The organism is Flavobacterium aquidurense, assembly GCF_002217195.1.
In the GTDB taxonomy this organism is placed as follows: Bacteria; Bacteroidota; Bacteroidia; order Flavobacteriales; family Flavobacteriaceae; genus Flavobacterium; species Flavobacterium frigidimaris.
Window position 1 is genome coordinate 30,604 of the sequence record NZ_MUGR01000034.1, and the last position, 21,983, is coordinate 52,586.

Sequence of the window (21,983 nt, forward strand, 5' to 3'; positions counted from 1 at the left end):
GTAAGAATAAATTTCTTTTTTATTTTTTCAACAAAAAAAACGCTTCATTAAATTTGCAGTTTCATTAGTCAGAAGCTTTACAACTCTGTTCCCAGTTTTGATAAAACCACATCGAGTTCAGCAAAATGCTCCTTACTATTTGCGGCATAAAACATATCATAATTACTTGAAATCATAATTACGTCATCATCATAATTGCCGTAAAAATTTATACCCTGAATCCATTGTTTAAACGACACTCCTTTATTTTTGAAATTTTCACTAATAAAATTCAAATCACTTTGCTCTAACTGATAAAATCCATCACAACCAAATTCAAGCCCAAAAACAGCTTGAAGGTAAGCCATTGCAGTAAAAAACTCAATTAAGGTTTCAGTTTCCTTATTCCATGTTTTTTGATCCTCACTCATGTAGACGGGCGGATCAGATTTCGACAAATCGTCTTTGTGAATTCCCCAAACGCAAGCTTTTTGATTTTCCGAATAAAATATCAAATAATCATCATGTTTATAATATTGAAAACGCTCCGGTACAATTAATAAATCCTGAGTATGATTCAGGTTTTGAATTTTACCTAATTCCGTATAATAATCAACAAAAACCTCTGGAAGCTGCCCGAAAATATTTTTAACCGTTTGAATTTCATCATTACTAAAACCATTAGGCTCTGTAATGTGAAATAGCTTTTTTATTCTTGAAAAATCTGTCATAAACTACTATAAACTTTATTAATAATTTATGACAAAAATAAATAATCATCAACTGCTAATAAGTAAAAATCTTACTTTTATTTTCGTCTTTCAATAAAAAACCTTTTCATAAGATCTGCAGCTTCATTGGCCATAACTCCAGAAACTACGGTAGTTTTAGGATGTAGTTTTGTTCCCATTGTTATAAAACCGCGTTGTTCGTCGCGGGCGCCAAAAACAATTTTCGAAATCTGACTCCAATACAAAGCTCCTGCACACATCTGGCAAGGTTCAAGCGTAACGTATAAAGTACAATCTTTTAGGTATTTTCCGCCCAGAAAGTTTGCTGCAGCGGTTATCGATTGCATTTCGGCATGAGCCGTAACATCATTTAGTAATTCGGTTAAATTATGACTGCTTGCAATTACTCTGTCTGCAACGACAATAATGGCTCCAACAGGAATTTCGCCTTTCTCAAAAGCCATTTCAGCTTCCTGCAGAGCTTTTTTCATAAAATATTCGTCGGTGAAGGGATTTATCATAGTGGCAAAAATAAGGTTTTACTATTTATTTTTTATTACATTTAAATGCTGATATTCAAAAAATGGAAAGAAAACATAAAATAATAATTCCGGAACCTTGCCACGAAAATTGGGACAAGATGTCACCTAAAGATAATGGTCGTTTTTGCCTGAGTTGCTCTAAAACTGTTGTGGATTTTACAATTATGTTACCAGATGAAGTACAGCATTACTTCATTCAAAATCAAAATACCAATATTTGCGGAAGGTTTAAGAAATCACAATTAGATTCGATCAGCATTCAGATCCCGAGCCGTGTACTTTATACCCAAACCCATTATCACAAAATGTTTTTGCTGGCTTTGTTTATTGCCATGGGAACTACATTGTTTAGTTGTGCAGATAAGGATGGAAACAAACAGAAAATTGACAAAATAGAAGTTGTTGATAATGATACTCCAACAGAACATATCTCTGTGGGTAAATCAAAAATCAGCAATTCAAACACCCCTCTTTTGCCGCCTCCACCACCTCCAAAAGTCGATCAGGTCAAATTTGTGAAGTCACCTGTAAATAATAATTCAAGCACTTCAAAATCAAAGAAGGAAACAGCGAACCATAAAAAAATTAAATTCGTTCCGCCTGTACCAACAAAATGTGGAGAAGTTACAGAAAACGAGAACACTGAAGAAATAATCTATAATGGTTATGCAGCCATAGAAACAGCACCCGTTTTTCCAGGAGGCAATGAACAGTTTTATAGTTTTTTTGCAAATGAATTAAATCTTCCCGAAAATTCAAATAAAGATACCTCTAAAATTAAAATCTCTTTTGCAGTAGAAACAGATGGTTCTTTAAATTATGTTGCATCTGTGACAGCAATTGACGATGCGCTGAAACAAGAAATCATTCGAGTTTTAAAATTATCTCCTAAATGGCAACCTGGAGAATCCAATGGAAAAAAAATAAGAATGATTTATTCTTTACCCATAACATTTGAAAAAGATCCCGCTGAAACTTCTGAGCAGGAAAATTAAATTTAAAACCGTAAATTTGCTTTTTACCTTACAATGAAAAGCAATTTACTTTCAGACATACACAATCCCGCTGATTTACGTCTTTTAAAAGAAGATCAACTTATTGAGGTTGCTCAGGAATTACGCGATTTTATTATTGATGTCGTTTCTGTAAAAGAAGGGCACTTAGGTTCCAGCTTAGGCGTAATCGAATTGACTATTGCGCTGCATTATGTTTTTAATACTCCTGAAGATTTATTGGTTTGGGATGTTGGACATCAGGCTTACGGGCATAAAATCCTGACGGAAAGAAGAGAAAATTTTCATACCAACAGACAAATTGACGGTATTTCCGGTTTCCCAAAAAGAAGCGAAAGTATTTATGATACTTTTGGTGTGGGGCATTCTTCTACTTCTATTTCGGCAGCCCTGGGAATGGCCATTGCTTCTCAATTAAAAGGCGACTTCAACAAACAGCATATCGCAGTTATTGGTGATGCTTCTATTGCATCCGGAATGGCTTTTGAAGGTTTGAACCATGCCGGTGTTACCGATGCAAATGTTTTGGTTATTTTAAACGATAATGCTATTGGAATTGATCCGAGCGTAGGTGCTTTAAAGAAATATTTAACAGCGGTTAAAAACGGGAAAAATCCGAGACAGAATAACATGATCAAATCATTGAATTTTGATTATTCGGGACCAATTGACGGACATGATCTTCCTGCTTTAATCAAGGAACTCAACCGTTTAAAAAAGATAAAAGGGCCTAAATTTCTACATATTGTAACTACAAAAGGAAAAGGCCTGCAGCAAGCGGAAGAAAATCAGGTAAAATATCATGCGCCCGGTAAATTTGATGCTTCGACCGGAGAAATTATTTTGAAATCTGAAGAAAATCTTCCTCCGAAATTTCAGGATGTTTTTGGTTTAACGATTTTAGATCTGGCCAGAAAAAACGAAAAAATCATCGGAATTACTCCGGCAATGCCATCTGGCAGTTCTTTAAAGTTCATGATGGATGAAATTCCGGAACGTGCTTTTGATGTTGGAATTGCAGAGCAACACGCCGTAACGCTTGCCGCCGGAATGGCGACACAAGGCATGATCGTATATTGCACTATTTATTCGACTTTCCTGCAGCGCGCCTACGATCAGTTGATTCATGATGTAGCATTGCAAAATCTGCCCGTTATTTTTTGTTTAGACAGAGCGGGTTTAGTGGGCGAAGATGGCGCAACACATCACGGTGTTTTTGATATCGCTTATTTAAGGGCAATCCCTAATATGATCATCTACGCACCAATCAACGAAATTGCATTGCAAAACATTTTATATACCGCTCAATTAGGCTTAAATCACCCAATCGCAATTCGATATCCAAGAGGTCGGGGCGTTGTGCCAAATTGGGAAGTAGAAAATTTCGGACATTATGAGAACATAATTATAGGACAGGCTAACCTATTAAAATCAGGAACTAAAACAGCTGTTTTATCGACCGGAACAATTGGAAATAATGTGACTTTGGCGATTAATGAATCTACGAATCCGGAAACAATTGCCCACTATGATTTCCCATTCATTAAACCAATGGATATCAAACAACTAGAAACAATATTCTCTAAGTTCGATAACATAATTACGATTGAAGACGGAACAGTAAATGGCGGTTTTGGAAGTGCTATTCTGGAGTTTGCCGCCTCTCATAATTATAATAATAAAGTGACTCTTTTAGGCATTCCTGATATGTTTATTGAGCACGGAACAGTAAATCAATTACAACAATTATGCAAAATAGACGTTAAAAGTTTGATAAATCTTTTTTCAACCGATACAAAATAATTATTTTGCACTACCAAAAAACCTAAAATCATAATGAAATTATTGCGTTCTACCCTTCTGCTTTTATTGCTTTTGTGTACCTCACATAACTTTGCTCAAATCATTCAAACGACTTTGGCACCCAACCAATTACCTCCGCCACCTTCTAATTGGGCTAAAAAGAATCAATTAGGCTTTGATATTTCTGAAATCGCTTTTGTGAATTGGAGTGCAGGGGGAACAAGTTCTATTTCTGGTTTGTTTAAAGGTGAATTTGGAAGAACTTATATCAAAGGAAATCATAAATGGGCTAATGAACTTATTGTAAAATATGGTTTAAACAAACAAGACGGTACTGAACTTAGAAAAACAGATGACGCTCTTATGCTGAATTCTACTTACGGATTCAGAAAAGACACGCTTTCAAATTGGTATTATTCGGCTAAATTTAATTTCAATACGCAATTTACAAACGGGTACAATTATCCAAACAGGGACATTGCGATCTCTAAACCTTTTGCACCGGCATATGTATTTTTAGGAGCTGGAGCTGAAAACTCAAATAAAAAGAAAAACAGAACATTTTACTTCTCTCCTGTTACTCTAAAGACTACTTTGGTATTAGACCAGGATTTAGCGAATCAGGGATCTTTTGGTGTTAAAAAAGCCGTTTATGCTCCTGATCCTATGGATCCTAACAGCCAGATTTTAATTGAAAACGGACAGAAAATAAAAGCCGAATTTGGTATTTTGGTGACCGGATATATGAAAAGTGAAATTTACAAGAACATTTTTTACGAGAACAGGTTAAGCTTATATACTGATTATCTTAACAAATTCGGGAATGTCGATGTTGATTATGATACTCGTTTAGACCTTGTGGTAAATGCGTATGTAAAAGCAAATATTGGTATTCATTTGGTTTATGACGATGATATCAAAACCAAAAAAGATGTTGTTGACCCAACAACGGGCTCTACTTCTCAGGTAAATAACGGACCAAGAGCTCAGTTGAGACAAGTTTTAGGAGTGGGACTTGTATACGCTTTTCAATAATAAAAATAATATTTCAAGATATTAAACAAAAAAATACCACATAGCAACATCGTTTTTATGTGGTATTTTTTTTAGCTTAAAACTTAGCTTATTTTAATTGTTTTTTCGTCCGTTTATCGTTTCGAATAATTCTAATGCATTTCCGTCTGTCAGCAGCGAAACATAGTGGCAAATATGCAGTAAACGCTCGTATAAATTCGTTTTATCCAGATGGTGTTTTTCCGGTAACATTTTCAAAATCAACTTGTCGTAATTAGAAGCAGTTCCATCATAGGTATTATTAAAAGCAGTTATAAATTTATCCAGTAAAGTCTGGATAATCTGATAACCCACAATTTCTTTCTCAATAACCTCACGGCTCTGATATATTTTTTCGACGCTTAAATTGATAATATCATTCATCTGCGCTTTGTACTTGCTTTTATCCGTTAAGGCAAAAGGGAATTTTCCGGCCAGAATAGCTTCTTCATTCTCAATAAAAACATTGACGGCATCATTGATTAAAGTTCCTATTGCCAAAGCACGCAAATAACTGATTCTGTCCTCTTTTGTTGTTAAAGTCTTGTATTTTGCAACTCCGATGTTGTCTTTTACCAGTTTTATCAAATATTCTAAAGCATAATCTTCAGATACCAATCCTAAATTTATTCCGTCTTCAAAATCGATAATGGTGTAGCAAATATCATCTGCGGCTTCTACTAAATAAGCCAGAGGATGTCTTTCGAAGCCAATATCGCTGCCTGATTTATTGGTGATCATTCCCATATCCTTAGCAACTTCTCCAAAGAATGCTTTATCAGTCTGAAAGAAACCGTATTTTTTATCTGCAATCGCATTTGTTGGCTTTTTAGGCAAACTCTCTTTAGGATATTTCATAAAAGCACCCAAAGTGGCGTATGAAATTCGAAGTCCGCCTTCGATTCCCGGACGGCTCGCAGTAAGAACTGAAAATCCGTTTGCATTACCTTCAAAATCAATTAAATCCTGCCATTCTTTGGCCGTCAACTGATCTTTGTATTTTAGTCCGTTTCCTATCGAAAAATATTCTCCGATGGCTTTTTCACCAGAATGTCCAAAAGGCGGATTACCAATATCATGTGCCAATGATGCTGCGGCTACAATAGCCCCAAAATCATTCATATGGTAACCGTGTACTTCTTTTAGATGCGGATATTTCTCAATGATTTTTTTTCCAACCAGACGCCCTAAAGAACGCCCAACAACAGAAACCTCTAAACTATGCGTAAGTCTTGTATGTACAAAATCTGTTTTAGAAAGCGGAATTACCTGTGTTTTATCCTGTAAAGATCGAAATGCAGCCGAAAAAATAATCCTGTCATAATCTACCTCAAAACCCAATCGGGTATCATCTTGTTCTACACGTAATCTTTTGCTTGTATCGCCTTGGCGTTTTAAGGATAAAAGTTGTTCCCAGTTCATTTTGATATTTTAGATTTCTGATTTTAGATTTTAGACTGATGATCTAAAGGGTCAAAAATACGTTTATTTTGGGATAATATTGAATAAAAACAGGTCATAGATTAATTTGATTTAAAAGATTAAATGTTTTTGTTTGCCACAAATTTCACGAATTAATTTAAACCCAATGATTTGTGTTAAATGTTTTATTCGCCACGAATTTCACGAATCTTCACGAATTAATTTAAGCACAATGATTTGTCAAACAACATTTAAAAGTTGGAGACACCCTAAAGTATCACTATTTAATAGCCAATGTACCAATGCTAAACGTAGTTTTAAGATTGAAAATACAGATGTCGATAACACAAAAGTTAAACGAACAATAAAAAAAACGTCAAAAACAGGTATTAATCAAAAAGGGAATTAATACAATAGAAGCAGTTCTTAATTATGAATTTAATGACAAAGAAAAAACTTCTATTACTTATACAGAAATTTTTGAGGTCAATGTAAAATAAGCAAGAATTATATCACACAAGTTTTTTTTGAACTCTTTAGAACACTAGAAATACAAAAAAAGCATCCGCCGCGGCGGATGCTTTTTCGAAATTGAAATATATTTCTAAAAATTAGAAATTCTTTGAGATCCCTACAGAAAATGCTTTTCCGAAAGTGAAATTAAAATTTTTAACGTTATCTCCGTTTCCGTCATTTCCATCAAAATTATAAGTATTGTAACCTAACCCTCCAATATTGAAGTTTAAACCAAATCCTTTATTAACATTGATAAAAATTGCAGGAGTAACATCAACATAAAATCCGTCTCCTTTATTAATTCCAGCTAACGGCGTACCAGTAATTGTATGTTTGGTATTTTGGTAACCCACTCCTAAATCAGCATAAGCAGAAAAAGTTTGGTTCAATGGCTTAGAATAACGTAAAAAACCTCCTAATGAAAAATCATTTGTTTTATCCTCAGCACGACCAAATTCTGTTTTTGCAGTACCAAATCCTGCCTCAATACCTGCAGTCCAGTTTTCGTGAAATTGATAACCTACTTTAGGAGAAAAACCAAAATAATTCTCTTTAGTTTCAGAACCTGAATTGGATACATTTTGAGAATTGTACTCAATACTTCCCATTACTAAAACAGACCCTTTTTGAGCATTTGCAAAGCTTACCATAGCCAATGCAAGAACAACTAACATTTTTTTCATTGTGATATTTATTAATTTTAATAGTCCTTTAACAATAAAGATGCCACTATTCCCGCGCATTTCATTTTTAAATTCAATTCTTTGAAAGGCAAAATTTAGTAATCAAAACTATTTCTGTTTACTTTTGTAGCAAATAAAAAGTCATGTCGATAGAAGTAAACAACATATCAAAAAGTTACGGAACTCAAAAAGCATTAAATTCGATTTCGTTCTCTATTCAAAAAGGAGAAATTGTTGGATTTCTTGGTCCAAACGGAGCAGGAAAATCTACCTTGATGAAAATTTTGACTACGTATTTACTTGCAGATGACGGCTCAGCCCTTGTAAATGGTCATGATGTCATGACGGACACCAAGGCGGTTCAAAGTTCTATTGGCTATTTACCGGAGCATAATCCGTTGTATCTGGATTTGTATGTTCGTGAGTATTTGGCTTTTAATGCAGATGTTTATAAAGTTCCTAAATTAAGAATTGAAGAAGTGATTCAACTGACAGGACTGTCAGCCGAAAGCCATAAAAAGATAGGACAATTGTCTAAAGGATACCGCCAGCGTGTGGGACTTGCCAATGCTTTATTGCACAATCCTGATGTTCTGATTCTCGACGAACCTACTACCGGACTGGACCCGAACCAGTTGATGGAAATTCGTAATGTAATTAAAAACGTAGGGAAAGATAAAACAGTTTTTTTATCGACCCATATTATGCAGGAAGTTGAAGCGATTTGCGATCGTGTCATTATTATTGACAAAGGAAAAATTGTTGCCGATAAAAAACTGGACCATTTAGTCTCTGAAAACAAGGAACAGGTAATCGAAGTAGAATTTGATTATCAGATTGAAGAACAGCTTTTGGCAAAACTGGAAAATATTACATCATACATAAATATCCATGATATGACCTGGGAATTGACGTTTGTTGCTGAAAAAGATATGCGCCCTGCAATTTTTGACTTCGCAAATGCAAATGGTTTAAAAACATTACAACTCAATCAGAAAAATAAAAACCTGGAAGCTGTTTTTAGAGAAATTACTAAGTAGCGTCTCAGTTTACAGTCTCGGTTTACAGATAAAAGTCAATTATTTCTATTATAAAAATAATTGACTTTTATTTTGCAATACTTTCTGATGTTACTTCTCTACATGCAGCGCTATTATATTGACTTTATTATCGGACTTTTGTTTTTAGAGCACATTTTATCCATTTTTACTAAATCAACAACCCTTAATTATCAGCTCTTTAGGTTTTTCGTTGTAAATTTTAACTATTTTTATTTAGACTTGATATAAATAGTATTATATTTGAAAATTGAAACTTCAAAATACCACTCAAATGTTCTCTGTACTCCACCTTATTTCATTATACTTTTCGAAGCTGTCCGGTTATTTTTCACACTTTCTAAAAATACTTTCTGATAAATTAGAACAAATTGTTTTGGCCTGATTATTTCTTCTTCTCTAAAGTTAAAAAAATCCCTTTAAAATCCCCTATTACAAAAATCAAATCCAGATATCATGAAGAATATTATAACATCTCTTATGCTTGCCTTTTCGGTCTACGGTTATTCGCAGACAGAAAAAGAAACCGATAGTATTGTCGAAACTTCTATCAATGCATTAGATGAGATTGTAATCACAAAAAAGAAAGTTTTATATACTCAAAAGTCAGATCGATTGGTTTTTAATGTCGAAAACAGTATTGTCTCTGAAGGCGGAACAGCATTAGATGTTTTATCGCGTGCTCCGGGTGTTGTAGTGTCTCAGGATGGCGAATTATCGATTCGCGGACAACAAGGTGTTGGCGTAATGATCAATGGCAAATTGACGCAGCTTTCGCAAAAAGAACTGGCGAATTATTTAAAATCAACAACCTCATCGAATATTAAACAAATAGAAGTAATTACGAACCCATCTTCTAAATACGACGCAACCGGAAAAGCCGGAATTATCAATATTATTCTAAAGAAACCAAATGCTGGCGGACTTAAAGGAACTGTTTTTACCAATTATGGAAGAGGCAGAAAGAACAGAACCAACTCGGGTGCCAACTTAAGCTACAATAAGGACAAATTTGGCGTTTACGGAAACTACAGCTACACTTTCAGAGGTGAAGAAGAGCGCAAAGAATTCAATCAGAATCAATATACAGATGCAACGCTTCAAACCATTTCGACAAAAAACCATCAAACCTCAACTACTGATGAACCGCTGACTTCTAATAATTTTAAAATAGGAACTACCTACGAAGTTTCTCCTAAAACCAATTTAGAAGTGTATGTTGATGCAAAATTAGGCCGCTACGAAAACATGGCAAACGGTAGAAATACTTTGGTCAATGCCATGGATGTGGTACAATTTGATGCAGCAACTTATAATGACAGCAAGGAAAAATGGAATGATTATACGTATGCATTTTCGGGAGTTCATAAATTTAATACCGAAGGAAAAAATATGTCTTTTGATTTTGAATATGAAACTTCAAAATTCAGATCGAATCAGTTTCAGAGTGCAAAAAATATAGATCCTTCAAGTGTAACTACTATTAATGACCGAAGAGGTTTTATTCCGTCGCAATTAAAAGTTTTTACAGGAAAAGTTGATTTTACAAATCCGCTTAAAGAAAAACAATCTATTGAGTGGGGCTTTAAAGCCAGCGTAAAAAATAATGATAATCCATCCGTTTACGAATACAATGACAACAACCAATGGATTGTTGACCTTAATTCGACGAATCACTTTGAATATAAGGAACAAATTTATGCGGCTTACGCCAATTATAAATACCAAATGGAAAAGTTCAACATTCAGGCTGGTTTACGTTCTGAATATACTGCGATCAACATTTTACAAAAAACCCTGAACGAAGAACATAAGGATGACTATCTGAAATGGTTTCCAAGTGTTTCTATGAAATATGAATTGACCAGCAATCATTCGATGCACGCTTCTTATAGCAAAAGAATCAACAGACCGAGCCAGTTCGATCTGAACCCGTTTCGTTTTTATGATGATTCGTTCAACTACTCTCAGGGAAATCCAAATTTAGTTCCTGAAATTACACATTCGGCAGAAATAGGTTATGCCTGGAAAAGTGCGTTTATGGCTTCGCTTTACTTTAGTAAAACTAAAGATGTATTTACAGAAGTTTATGTCTACAATCCGGACAATAATACTACGGTGACTTCGCAGATTAATGTTGACAAGTCTTATAACTACGGGGCCAATATTACCAATACTGCCGAAATTTATAAATGGTGGTCTATAAATACGCTTTTCAATATTTTCGAAAATAAATTTATGGGTAATGTGGTGAATACAGACAAAATTGAACCCATTGTTACTGTAAATTTAAGCATACAAAACTCTTTTACGATCACAAAAAGCTGGAAAGCCGAAGCAAACGTACAGTACCAATCGAAATCTAATCTGGGTATTTATCAAAGAGATGAGTTCTTTGATTTTAGTATCGGAATCTCGAAACAAGTACTTGCGAAAAAAGGAAGTATTAAACTGAATGTTACGGATATTTTCAATACCAATAATTTTCACATCAATTCGGTTATAGCGCAAACAAGTATCAATAAAAGATATGATCTTGATAATCGCATTGCAACAATCGCCTTTACTTATAGAATCTAATATTTTGAATCTTTAGTTTCCCCTTGTTTTTGTTTTTTTTTTGATGGAATAGAGCCTGTTGTAGTTAGCAGGCTCTTTCTGTTTTTAGTTGATAAATTACTTGCAAATATGGGCGAAGATGGCACACGGATGGCACGGATTTAAACCAATTTACGCCGGTTTATTTTACGTTACCAGTTTATCTACAATAATGCCAGCCTGAGTGAAGTCGAAATCCCGTATGCTGAATCACTTTGAGGGACTTCGACTTCACTCAGGCTGACAAACGGAAATATTCACATGAACGATTCGTTTTGGGTTAATACTTCATTCTGTTTCTTAAACAAGAAAAAGTCTTTTGAAGAATGTTACTTCTACCAAAAGACTTTTAAGCACTAACCAACAAAAAAGTAAATAAAATTAAAGCCGAATTATGTTTTGGTTTTTTGTTTTTTCTTTCTTCCCCACCAGATATAAAATCCGGTAATAGGTAAACTGGCGCATATCAAGCTGCCTAAAAAATAAACAATCTTGGTTGGTATTCCTCCAATTGCACCAACATGAAGACTATAATTGGATCGCATTAACCATTTTGAAAAACGGGCATCGCCAATGTAGTCCTGCGAACTTGGAAGTAATTCTAACGTTTGGGAATTAAAGTATAAATCTCTCCAGACTCCTTTATTCATATCTGTACAAGCATAGAAATCGTCTTTTGGTTCATCCGGAAAATGAATGATAACGGCTTCTTTATTTTCCTTCGCAATTTCTGTTCTTACTTTCTTCCAGATAATATCGGCTCCAGCCAATTTATCTAATTGCTGTTGCGATAAAGTATCTTTTTTTACTGCAACAACTTGTTCTTTCTTGTCTTTTTCATCAGCCCATCCTCCGGCTACCCAATAGGTACTTTCCCGTAACCAATGAAAACTCATCAATAGTCCTGTAAAAGCAATAAGTGCAGCCAAAATCAGCGTATAAAATCCCATAACATTATGCAAATCATAATTAAGGCGTTTGAACTTCGCATCCCATTTTATTTTAAAACTAGCGTTTCGGGTTGTTTTATTCCATTTTTTCGGGAACCAAAGTATCAGTCCACTTATGAGCAAAAAGAAGAAGACCACCGTTGCCCAGGCAGTTATTTGAGAACCAATTTCACGCTCTAACCAAAGATTACGATGCCCTTCATCCATAAAATGAAAGAAATCTTCATGATGTACCATTCCGGTAATTTTACCGTTATACGGATTTACATAAATCAACGAATCCGATTCGATATCGACCTTAATTGATTTATCTAAACCATTATACCAAACGCCATGAATTTCTTTATTAGGCAATGCTTTATGAACAGCAGCATATATTTTTGAAGGCGGTAATAGTTTCTCAGGGCCTTGCGCTTCGACATTTAAATACGGTGAAGTTAGCGCTTTGATTTCCTGCTCGAAAACCAAAATACAACCGGTAATTCCCATAATAAATACGATTATTCCAGATGCTAATCCGAGCCATAAATGCAGCCAGGCATTGATTTTACTAAAACGTGATTTTCCTTTATTGGGTGGTTTATTGGTACGGTTTTTAAAAATATCCATTGAATTATAATTTTGGAAAGTAATGCTTTTATACAGTCAGTAAAAAATTAAAAAAATGGCCTGGGATTACCTAAATAATACTCCAAGCCATTTAAAAATGTATTTATTTAGAAAGTCAACTTACCAATAGCAGGCAAATAAAGACCTTCTTTAAGAAGCGCTCCTGATTTTGCAGTACCAGTCGCGATATCTATTTGATAAACACGAGCTTCAGTACCTGTAACAAAACTTTTGTATGCTTTTCCGTTTTCTACAAATAAACTTCCCAATCCGAAAAACTCATCTCCACCGTGATCAGGTAAACCTGCAACCGGCAAAATTGTTTTAGCAGCCAGGTCAAGTATTGCAGACTTGAAAATAGTTTTTGTACCTAAGAAGCTATAAAAATTATCTTTTGAATCTACACTATTAGGAATATAAGAAATAAAAACTTTCTCTCCTCCTAACGGATATGCTGCCAAAACTTTTCCTTTTAGAGTACTAGTTTCAAGATCAAAAAAGTAACCCGGATCAAACTTAGCATCTCCTTTTTTGATACGCAATACTCCAGAAGTAACTGCTGTAGGGGGATAACCACCAGCATGAGCATTAGATGAAAACGTATAAATATCTCCTGATTCTGTTTGTACAATTCCTGTATTAGTATAATACATTCCGATAGCAGCTGTTCTTGCATCTTTTATTGTAGTTACATATTCTAAAGAAGGATATTTGTAAACTCTCACAATAGCATCGGATGACAATACTTTATTACTTCCGTCAGTTACATCTTTAATATATACCGGAACAAAAAGTTTATCTCCGGAAACTGCCGCTCCTGTTGGCCAGTATAATATTTTTTTGTTTGCAGGATCAACACTAAAATCATTGAATTTACGGCCATCGATAGAAACGGTTGCAGGATTGTAAATCATCAATTCATAGTCTGATGAGCTACCATCCCAGGTTGCTCCAATATTGATCATTTTTTTATCATCAGTGTAACCAACAGCATAAGAAGATTCAAAAGCAAGTTTACCTCCGGATACTAATTTTCCTGCGTTATTAAGATGAAATGAAACCGCTCCTTCATCATCCGTACTTAGTGCAAAAAACGTATTTTGTACAGGAAAACAGCTTCCGCCTTGCTCAATACCTACTCCTTTGGCACTGATTTCTCCGGTCATTAATTTATCAATCGAATTAAAATCTAAGATATACTGCGTATAATCGTCTAACCAATATGAGGTTACATATTTAGAATTAGTTGTACCTGGCTCTTCTGGTGTTTTAGCATCATCACTACTACAAGAAAAAGTAGTTAATGACAGTAATGCCAATGCAAAGCATTTTTGAAATTTGTTTACAAACATGATTATAATGTATTAAGGGTTATTATTAAAATTTATTCTATTACTGAAGAAAGTATCTGAACTTAACAGAGAAGGCACGTCCGGGTTTTTGAACCTTAAAATAGTCGTACACTTTTACATCGGTAATATTTCTGCACTCGAAAGCGAGATTGTATTTCCCGTTTAAAAAGGAATAAGAAACCATAGCATTTTCAGTAAATTGTTCCGGAATTGCTTTTTTAGTTTCTAAACTTCCTAATATTGGCCAGGTCAGGTAAAAAGCATCTATATAATTGGCACTTATATTTAGAGAAAGTCGGTCGCCTTTATATTTGATATTTTTAAAATTAAAGGTCAAATCTGCATTTCCATAAAAGATTGGAACGTTGGGTAATTGTGCATCATATAAAGCATCAGGACTATTTGTCCCTATTTTGTATTTATTTTTGTTGAGGCTCTTTTGATATGTACCATTTACTTCAAAATTTACCAGATCTTTATAACCGTATCTTAAAACACCATCGATACCGGTTATTTGTACATTCTGAAGATTTTCAAAAACGGTTTTATCTCCGTCTTGTCTTTCTCTAATAAAATCTTTTGCTTCTCTATAAATCAAGCTCGTTTCTGCAGCAAACTGATTATTGTTTTTTTGAGTATGAAAAGCCAATCCTAAATTAGCATTGTCGCTACTTTCAGGTTTTAATCCTATATTACTATTTACTGTTAATCCGTCTCCTAGCATTTCTATTGCAGCAGGTAAACGATAGGCATGTTCATAAGATCCTTTTACCTGAAACTTATCTGATATGTGATAGGCTGCGGTTGCTCCATAACCGTAATTTGTAGATGATGAAGATTGAGTTACATTATTAGAAATCATTTCGGTACTTAAATCAAACATTTTACCAAAACCCGAGATTGCTAATCGATTCTCCAAGCCGCTAAAATTGTAGCTTAACCCTAATATATTTTTGTTAATTGTTGGTTCTCCAAGTTCAACTACTTTTAAATACTCATTAGTTTCTTTACGCTTGTATCCTAAATAAGAATAATTTACCGCAACAGAATGTTGTTCGCCCAATTGATATTTCAAATTTGTATTTACCTGAGCATTTTCTTCATCATACACATACATAGTTTTATTACCCAATTCTCCTTTATCATTAGCTCCTGCAAATTGTCTGTATACATAATTCCCTGTCCAGTCATAAACTCTTGATGACGTATCTATAGAACGGCTGTTTACTAAAGCATAAGTCGAATTAATATTTACAGATAGTCCTTTTGTAAAAAGATTATCTTTTTTATATTTTAGAGAAGTAATAAAACTGTCACTATCTGTAAAGGCTTGTCCAACGACCTTTTGCATTGTTCTTCCTTGCTGAATTTCTTTTTTGTTACCCGCTACAGCAAAACCAACTAACAAATAATCTGCAAAACTTCTATTTTTAAATCCTGCCTCTGCCATTATGGTTCCGGACTTATAGGCATCGTGAAAGTGCTTGTATTTTTGTTCCGGTAAATATTTCGAAGTATTTTTATCTACAACACTTACATCAACCTTATAATCATTATCTGAGTAATTCGCGAATGCATTAATGTTGGCAATAAATCCGTCACGGCCAGAAAACCTTGTATTCAATGCCGCTCTGTGCGTATTAAAGGAACCGTAACTGTAAGATGCATCAATATAGCGATTTACATTTTTATTGGTTATAATATTTACAGCTCCTCCCAATGCATCTGCACCTAACTCGATAGGAACAACTCCTTTATAAACATCAATTCTTTCGGCCATGTTTACCGGAATATTATTTAGTGTAAGAGCTGAACCATAACTGTCCATCGGTACTCCATCCAGAAAGAATTTAACCTGATTACCTGAAAAGCCATTCAATGAAAAATTAAAAGCAGATCCTAATCCTCCGTATTCGCGAATACGAACTCCCGTTGTTTTATTTAGAACCTGATTTAAATCGGCAGAGGTGTTGTACGTTTTTTTAAGATCTACAGCTGTAATGTTATAAGCCTGCTCCCGTACTCTTTGTACTTTCGATTTTCCTGTAACGGCAACTTCATTCAAGTTTGCCATATCCTCGTCTATTGCAATATTTTGAGTAGGTTTTGCGCCTTGTTTTAAGGAAACTGCTGCTTCAGTCTTTTTATAGCCTACATGAGTAACCAATAAAACATAATCTCCGGCTTCTGCATTAATCCTGTATTCACCTTTGTTATTTGTTAGTGTCGCATATGCCGTTCCTTTCAAAACTACAGAAACGCCTTCGGCAGGTTTGCCCAGATTTGTTACAACTCCCGTTAAGCTTACTTTATTTTTTTGTGAGTACCCTTGAAGTGAAGTGAAGAGAATTGTGATCAAGAGTAGAAATCTACTTGTTTGCATTATTTAAATTTTTTATTTGAAAATTAAATTTGCAACAAAATTAAGCTCTCAGAAGAGTTTTTGCAAGCTATTTTTAATTATTCTAAATAAGAACAGCAATTAACTTTTAAACAGAGATATTTATAAAAATAATCAACATTCTTAATAAATAATTAAGTTTAACTTAATATTTGCTTAAAATTCATTAATCAAAAAGTTAAAATTTAAAGCTTTATTTTAGAAAAAACTTAAAAAAAAGCATAAAAAAAAGCCCGTTTACAATCTAAACAGGCTTTTAAAAATGTAAAAACAGACTATATCTCCAAATCTAAAATAGTTTCTCTGAGTTCTTTTATAATCATCTTTATGTCATTTTCTGTTGTACGCCAGTTTACAAAAGAGGCTCTGATTCCTTTACGATTTTGATACACAGTTGGCGTCATAAACACTTTTCCTTTATCATTTAAATGAGTCAGGAACTGACTTACGTTTTCCTGATTATGATCTCCTTTTAAAGTAAAGCAAACATTATTCAGGCGAATTGGCGCTAAAAGTTCAAAATCGCCGTCTTCGATAAGTTCGTTTGCAAAATGCAACGCCAAAGCTGTACTATTTTCTACAATATCCTGAAAGCCTTCTTTTCCGTAAGCTACTAACGAGAACCAAACCGGCAAAGCTCTTAAGCGGCGTGAGTTCTCAGGCAATACATTCAGATAATTAAAGTTTTCAAGAGGATTACCTAAATAAGGTGCATTCGAGTTCTGAAAAGTTTCTACCTGTAAATGCATATGCTCTTTTTTAATCAAATAAAAAGCACTTTCATACGGTACATTCAGCCATTTATGGCAATCAATTGTAATACTGTCAGCTCCTTCCCAATCTTCAACCAGATGTTTGAATTTTTCTGAAACTGCTGCAAAACCGCCAAAGGCAGCATCAATATGCCACCAGAATTTATATTTTTGCTTTAGCTGTAAAATAGCCGTAAAATCATCAAAATCAGCGGTATTTACCGTTCCGGCACTTGATATTAAAATAAAAGGTTTTCCGTTTAGATTTTGAATATTCTTTTCTAAATCATCGATATCAATTGCCTCACGATTGTCTTCCATCGTTTTTATGGCTGTATAATTATTACTTCCGATACCTAACATCGATAATGTTTTTATCGAAGAAGAATGTGGTGTTGCAGTTAGAATATTAATCGCTTCTGATATTCCGTTTTTAGCAAAATCTTTCCCGGACTGAGCTCCAAACCATTGTCTTGCAACGCCCAAACAGGTAAAATTGGACATTGTTGCTCCCGTTACAAATCCTCCTGAAAATGATTTTGGCAAGTCTAATAATTGTAACAACAGATTGATAGTTTCAAATTCTATCAAAGCCGAAACCCCTCCCTGAGCATTTACAGCCTGCGTATTTTGATCATAAACTGATGCCAGCCAATCTCCCACAATCGAAGCAGGCGTTGATCCACCGGTTACAAATCCTAAATATCTGGGACCTTGAGAAGCAACCATCAAAGGCGCTAATCTTTCTTTAAATTCTTTTAAAGCTGCTAATGATCCTAAACCCTCTTTATTTAAATTTCGGGTTGGGTCAATCGTATTTTTATTTGAAGTGGGAATATTTTCAAGATTATTCAGGAAATCTAATCCTTGCTGCCTGGCACAATTCAGTATATTTTCGAGATCATTTAGATCGTGTTGAAGTATTGCATTCATTCTATATTATTTTTAATGCTTAGCAGTATGACTGCGTGATTGCCAAAAATAGCCCACGGATCATACAAATTAAGCAGATTGACACTGATTTATATATTTGACTAGATTTTGTTTTCTACAGCTAGTTTACCATTTGGTTTTTTCAGAAAAACGCGAGACCATCATAGAGGAAATCACATCGCCGTTGGCATTTAATAAGGTCGCAATTGGATCAACGAGAGTTCCTAAAATCATGGCTACCGGCAAAGCTTGTTCCATTGGTAATCCATAAACCGTTATGGCTAAAACTTCTCCTATGTAACCTCCGTTGGGAATTCCGCCTTCTACTATCGACACGATGATAGTAATTCCCAATGCTAAAAGTATGGTTGATGGTTCTGTAAAATCTTTTCCGAACATCGCAAAAAGAAAGGTGATTTTTAGAATAGACGACATACTTGAACCGTCTTTGTGTAAAGGTGCTCCCAACGGAATAACCAAATTCCTGACATGTTTGGGAATGCCCATTTTTTCGGCTGCGTTGAGGTTTGCCGGAATGGTTGCGATACTGCTGCAGGTTCCTATTGCGGTTAATGAAGGTGTGATATTGTTGCTCCAGAAAACGATAAACGCTCTTTTGCCTCCTGCCAATAAAGCGTATAAACTAAAAAACACAAAGAAATAAAATACGCAGGCAACATAATAAACACCTAGTGGTTTGGCATAAACACCAAATAATTGGGGGCCATAAAAGCTAACCTGATAAGCAAAATAAGCCCCTAAACCTATTGGGGCCAGTTTCATAATCATCGTCAGAAGCTGCTTCATCACTTCATTTCCTGAATCCAGAAAGCTTTTGAAAGCATTTCCTTTTTCTCCTGATTGCAAAGTGGCAAAACCTATTAAAAATGAAAATATAATAAGCGCCAGCATACTTTTCCGGGATAACAATTCGTAAAAATCATTTGTAGTAAGTAACTGTGCTATTTGATCGCCAACATTTCCGGATTGAATATTTTCCAGCGGAATTTTAGTAATTATAATGTTCTCGTGAATAGGAAAAAGTGAGACGGCAATTATCATCACGATAGCTGAAATAAGAAGTGTTCCTAAAAAAACAGCAATCATTACAACAAATAATCTTCCTAACTTTTCTGTTTTTTCTAAATTGGCAATTGAAGAAGTAATGGTAAAAAAAACTAGCGGAATAATCGCTGTAAAAAGCAAGTTGAGAAAGATGTCTCCAACCGGTTTTATAACGGCAACTTTCTCTTTAAAAACTAATCCAAAAATACTTCCAATTATGATTCCGCCCAAAAGCAGCAAGACACTGCTGTAACTTTTTAGAAAATTGATTTTTTTAACCTCCATAATTAAGCCGTATTAGAATTTGGAAATAGAAACCTGAAATAAAAATCAATTAAATTACTCAAAAAAAGAGTGCTGAAATTATTTTTTTTATGCCACTGATTAAAAGGATTTCAAATGATTTTTAATTTATGCTAATAAATGTGCCGTTAGGCACAAGATGTTGGTAGAAATGATGAATAAATATAGATTTAGCGTGCCGTAGGTACGCAACAAACCGATCTCTATTGCGTACCTACGGCAAGCCAACGCATTTTGGATTTAGTTGTTACCTACATTTTGTGCCTAACGGCACATTATACCCTTGATGCCAATTAATCATTATTTTTCTAAAACCAAAGTAGTAAAAGCCCTGTCGACCAATTCGTCGGTTTTGCTTTTTACTTTTTCTGTCAGCGTTTCTTTGTTTATGATTTTAAAAGGCGATTTTTCAATTAGCTTTTCGGCCTTTTCAGTGCTGTAAAGTTCAAATTCGAATTGCGTAAAAGGAAGCTGTTTCATAAAACTTTCTTCGGCAAAAGTGATGCATAAAATTCCTTTTGGCTGCAAAACCCTGTAAATTTCCGAAAGTAATTTTTCAGGTTCCTGCCAGAAATAAATGGTATTTACCGTAAATACTTTATTAAATAAATTATCTTCAAACGGAATTTCAGTTCCGTCATAAATCGAAAAGAAAGCTTGTTTTTGGGAAACAAAATTTCTGTTGATCTGGCGCGCTTCCTGAAACATTAATTCAGACATTTCAAGTCCGTAATATTTAATATTTTCAGCCTGATCGAAGATAAACGCTACGTGTCCCGCATTTCCGTGACCTAATTCCAGAATTGTATTTCCTGATTCTATATGCAGATTCTGAATTGAATGGCGTGTCATGTTGATGTTGGTTTCATTCATCATGTTCCCCATTTCTATTCCTTTTTCTCCCGTTGGATGTTTCAGCTGAGAAGCTATTGCTTGTAATTCTTCTTGTTTCATAATGGTAAATTTAAATAAAATTCCAAATTAAAAAATTCCAAATTCCAACTCCACGAATACCTACTAAATATCTTAATTTAACTCCTGATATCCTAGCCCAGATGGGAGCGGCATCCTTTTGTGGTGGGGTTCACCACAAAAGATATAGTGGACAGCTGGGAATAGCTCCTAAAAACTTTTATTCTCTTAATTATTAAAAAATTAAGCCTGACACTTAATAATCTTAATTTCTTAATGGTGAAAAAAAATTAAAAAAGATGGCTTGCAATCTGGCGAATATTCTCAGATTTCCCCATTGAATAATAATGCAAAACAGGCACTCCCGCAGCTTTTAGTTCTAAAGATTGCTGAATGGCCCATTCAATACCTACTTGTCTGATTTCTGCATTGTTCTTGCACGAATCTACGGCGTGAATCAAATCCTCCGGTAAATCGATGCGGAAGATTTGCGGTAAAACCTGTAAATGTCTTTGCACTGCAATTGGTTTTATTCCCGGAATGATAGGAATTGTGATGCCCATTTCTCTGGCTTTCTCAACAAATTTAAAATATTTTGAGTTGTCAAAAAACATCTGCGTTACTACATAATCAGCTCCGGCATCTACTTTTTCTTTAAGTCTTTTTAAGTCTGATTGTAATGAGGGAGATTCCAGGTGTTTCTCCGGATAACCCGCAACACCAATACAAAAATCAGCTTTGTTATCAGCATCCATTACCTCATGAAGGTATTTTCCCTGGTTCAGTAAACTGATTTGTTTTACCAAATCTACAGCATAATCGTTTCCGCCTGCTTTTGGGATAAAATATTGTTCGTCTTTCATGGCATCACCACGTAAAGCCATCACATTGTCGATTCCTAAGTAGTTACAATCTACCAAAAGGTATTCAGTTTCTTCTTTTGTAAATCCTCCGCAAAGTACATGAGGAACGGTATCTACATTGTATTTATGTTTTATAGAAGCGCAAATTCCAAGCGTTCCCGGACGCATACGAGTTAGTTTTTTATCTAAAAGTCCGTTGCCTTTATCAATATAAATATATTCTTCGCGTGAAGTTGTTACATCAATAAATGGTGGTTTAAACTCCATCAACGGATCGATATTATCGTATAATTCCTGAATACTTTTCCCCTTTTGAGGCGGAATAATTTCAAATGAGAATAATGTTTTTCCTTTGGCGTTTTCTAAATGTTGTGTTACTTTCATATTCAGCCCCCTAGCCCCCGAAGGGGTAATTCCTGAAAGGGGTCATCAGGTTTGTGTTATT

Annotated in this window: 16 protein-coding genes; 5 read left to right on the plus strand and 11 right to left on the minus strand. The window is 34.6% G+C overall.

What is annotated here, in order from left to right; genetic code table 11:
• Nucleotides 1-77: 77 nt before the first annotated feature.
• Together B0A67_RS16735 and B0A67_RS16740 are read right to left on the minus strand one after the other, a co-directional pair.
• On the minus strand, nucleotides 78-710 hold the full coding sequence (locus tag B0A67_RS16735) for a hypothetical protein (protein WP_072954628.1): 633 nt from the start codon (nucleotides 708-710) through the stop codon (nucleotides 78-80).
• Between the two features lie 77 nt (nucleotides 711-787).
• Entirely contained in the window at nucleotides 788-1,231 is a 444-nt protein-coding gene (locus B0A67_RS16740; RefSeq protein WP_072954631.1) for a nucleoside deaminase, read from the minus strand.
• Between the two features lie 62 nt (nucleotides 1,232-1,293).
• On the opposite strand from B0A67_RS16740, the gene B0A67_RS16745 reads away from it, so the two are divergent.
• From B0A67_RS16745 to B0A67_RS16755, 3 genes are read left to right on the plus strand one after another with little or no spacing between them, the layout of a single operon-like run.
• Nucleotides 1,294-2,247 (plus strand): energy transducer TonB, encoded by a 954-nt coding sequence (locus B0A67_RS16745; protein ID WP_072954634.1) that lies wholly within the window; start codon nucleotides 1,294-1,296, stop codon nucleotides 2,245-2,247.
• A gap of 33 nt (nucleotides 2,248-2,280) precedes the next feature.
• Nucleotides 2,281-4,068, plus strand: coding sequence for a 1-deoxy-D-xylulose-5-phosphate synthase (locus B0A67_RS16750; RefSeq protein WP_072954638.1), 1,788 nt, complete (start codon nucleotides 2,281-2,283; stop codon nucleotides 4,066-4,068).
• A gap of 33 nt (nucleotides 4,069-4,101) precedes the next feature.
• On the plus strand, nucleotides 4,102-5,103 hold the full coding sequence (locus B0A67_RS16755; RefSeq protein WP_072954641.1) for a DUF3078 domain-containing protein: 1,002 nt from the start codon (nucleotides 4,102-4,104) through the stop codon (nucleotides 5,101-5,103).
• 93 nt (nucleotides 5,104-5,196) lie between these two features.
• On the opposite strand, the gene B0A67_RS16760 is transcribed toward B0A67_RS16755, so the two are convergent.
• Both B0A67_RS16760 and B0A67_RS16765 read right to left on the minus strand, forming a co-directional pair.
• On the minus strand, nucleotides 5,197-6,543 hold the full coding sequence (locus B0A67_RS16760) for a deoxyguanosinetriphosphate triphosphohydrolase (RefSeq protein ID WP_072954644.1): 1,347 nt from the start codon (nucleotides 6,541-6,543) through the stop codon (nucleotides 5,197-5,199).
• A gap of 611 nt (nucleotides 6,544-7,154) precedes the next feature.
• Complete coding sequence (locus B0A67_RS16765) at nucleotides 7,155-7,742, minus strand: outer membrane beta-barrel protein (protein WP_072955549.1); 588 nt, start codon at nucleotides 7,740-7,742, stop codon at nucleotides 7,155-7,157.
• 143 nt (nucleotides 7,743-7,885) lie between these two features.
• On the opposite strand from B0A67_RS16765, the gene gldA reads away from it, so the two are divergent.
• Together gldA and B0A67_RS16775 are read left to right on the plus strand one after the other, a co-directional pair.
• Nucleotides 7,886-8,782 (plus strand): gliding motility-associated ABC transporter ATP-binding subunit GldA, encoded by an 897-nt coding sequence (gene gldA / locus B0A67_RS16770; protein ID WP_072954647.1) that lies wholly within the window; start codon nucleotides 7,886-7,888, stop codon nucleotides 8,780-8,782.
• Nucleotides 8,783-9,256: 474 nt separating this feature from the next.
• Entirely contained in the window at nucleotides 9,257-11,380 is a 2,124-nt protein-coding gene (locus B0A67_RS16775; protein ID WP_072954650.1) for an outer membrane beta-barrel family protein, read from the plus strand.
• Nucleotides 11,381-11,790: 410 nt separating this feature from the next.
• On the opposite strand, the gene B0A67_RS16780 is transcribed toward B0A67_RS16775, so the two are convergent.
• From B0A67_RS16780 to metF, 7 genes are all read right to left on the minus strand, one after another.
• Nucleotides 11,791-12,957: a PepSY-associated TM helix domain-containing protein gene (locus B0A67_RS16780; protein WP_072954655.1), complete on the minus strand. Its 1,167-nt coding sequence runs from the start codon at nucleotides 12,955-12,957 to the stop codon at nucleotides 11,791-11,793.
• A gap of 107 nt (nucleotides 12,958-13,064) precedes the next feature.
• Complete coding sequence (locus tag B0A67_RS16785; RefSeq protein WP_072954659.1) at nucleotides 13,065-14,309, minus strand: DUF4374 domain-containing protein; 1,245 nt, start codon at nucleotides 14,307-14,309, stop codon at nucleotides 13,065-13,067.
• Nucleotides 14,310-14,349: 40 nt separating this feature from the next.
• Complete coding sequence (locus tag B0A67_RS16790; RefSeq protein WP_072954663.1) at nucleotides 14,350-16,692, minus strand: TonB-dependent receptor; 2,343 nt, start codon at nucleotides 16,690-16,692, stop codon at nucleotides 14,350-14,352.
• Nucleotides 16,693-16,985: 293 nt separating this feature from the next.
• On the minus strand, nucleotides 16,986-18,395 hold the full coding sequence (locus B0A67_RS16795; RefSeq protein WP_072954666.1) for a pyridoxal phosphate-dependent decarboxylase family protein: 1,410 nt from the start codon (nucleotides 18,393-18,395) through the stop codon (nucleotides 16,986-16,988).
• A gap of 126 nt (nucleotides 18,396-18,521) precedes the next feature.
• Nucleotides 18,522-19,745, minus strand: coding sequence for a dicarboxylate/amino acid:cation symporter (locus B0A67_RS16800; RefSeq protein ID WP_072954669.1), 1,224 nt, complete (start codon nucleotides 19,743-19,745; stop codon nucleotides 18,522-18,524).
• Nucleotides 19,746-20,063: 318 nt separating this feature from the next.
• Nucleotides 20,064-20,717: a class I SAM-dependent methyltransferase gene (locus tag B0A67_RS16805; RefSeq protein WP_072954672.1), complete on the minus strand. Its 654-nt coding sequence runs from the start codon at nucleotides 20,715-20,717 to the stop codon at nucleotides 20,064-20,066.
• Nucleotides 20,718-20,965: 248 nt separating this feature from the next.
• Complete coding sequence (metF, locus tag B0A67_RS16810) at nucleotides 20,966-21,922, minus strand: methylenetetrahydrofolate reductase [NAD(P)H] (RefSeq protein ID WP_072954675.1); 957 nt, start codon at nucleotides 21,920-21,922, stop codon at nucleotides 20,966-20,968.
• Nucleotides 21,923-21,983 lie beyond the last annotated feature (61 nt).

What these genes read in the sequence shown, in the direction of transcription:
- B0A67_RS16735 (WP_072954628.1), bottom strand. Translation starts at nt 710, where the DNA reads ATGACAGATTTTTCAAGAATAAAAAAGCTATTTCACATTACAGAGCCT.
- B0A67_RS16740 (WP_072954631.1), bottom strand. Translation starts at nt 1,231, where the DNA reads ATGATAAATCCCTTCACCGACGAATATTTTATGAAAAAAGCTCTGCAG.
- B0A67_RS16745 (WP_072954634.1), top strand. Translation starts at nt 1,294, where the DNA reads ATGGAAAGAAAACATAAAATAATAATTCCGGAACCTTGCCACGAAAAT.
- B0A67_RS16750 (WP_072954638.1), top strand. Translation starts at nt 2,281, where the DNA reads ATGAAAAGCAATTTACTTTCAGACATACACAATCCCGCTGATTTACGT.
- B0A67_RS16755 (WP_072954641.1), top strand. Translation starts at nt 4,102, where the DNA reads ATGAAATTATTGCGTTCTACCCTTCTGCTTTTATTGCTTTTGTGTACC.
- B0A67_RS16760 (WP_072954644.1), bottom strand. Translation starts at nt 6,543, where the DNA reads ATGAACTGGGAACAACTTTTATCCTTAAAACGCCAAGGCGATACAAGC.
- B0A67_RS16765 (WP_072955549.1), bottom strand. Translation starts at nt 7,742, where the DNA reads ATGAAAAAAATGTTAGTTGTTCTTGCATTGGCTATGGTAAGCTTTGCA.
- gldA (WP_072954647.1), top strand. Translation starts at nt 7,886, where the DNA reads ATGTCGATAGAAGTAAACAACATATCAAAAAGTTACGGAACTCAAAAA.
- B0A67_RS16775 (WP_072954650.1), top strand. Translation starts at nt 9,257, where the DNA reads ATGAAGAATATTATAACATCTCTTATGCTTGCCTTTTCGGTCTACGGT.
- B0A67_RS16780 (WP_072954655.1), bottom strand. Translation starts at nt 12,957, where the DNA reads ATGGATATTTTTAAAAACCGTACCAATAAACCACCCAATAAAGGAAAA.
- B0A67_RS16785 (WP_072954659.1), bottom strand. Translation starts at nt 14,309, where the DNA reads ATGTTTGTAAACAAATTTCAAAAATGCTTTGCATTGGCATTACTGTCA.
- B0A67_RS16790 (WP_072954663.1), bottom strand. Translation starts at nt 16,692, where the DNA reads ATGCAAACAAGTAGATTTCTACTCTTGATCACAATTCTCTTCACTTCA.
- B0A67_RS16795 (WP_072954666.1), bottom strand. Translation starts at nt 18,395, where the DNA reads ATGAATGCAATACTTCAACACGATCTAAATGATCTCGAAAATATACTG.
- B0A67_RS16800 (WP_072954669.1), bottom strand. Translation starts at nt 19,745, where the DNA reads ATGGAGGTTAAAAAAATCAATTTTCTAAAAAGTTACAGCAGTGTCTTG.
- B0A67_RS16805 (WP_072954672.1), bottom strand. Translation starts at nt 20,717, where the DNA reads ATGAAACAAGAAGAATTACAAGCAATAGCTTCTCAGCTGAAACATCCA.
- metF (WP_072954675.1), bottom strand. Translation starts at nt 21,922, where the DNA reads ATGAAAGTAACACAACATTTAGAAAACGCCAAAGGAAAAACATTATTC.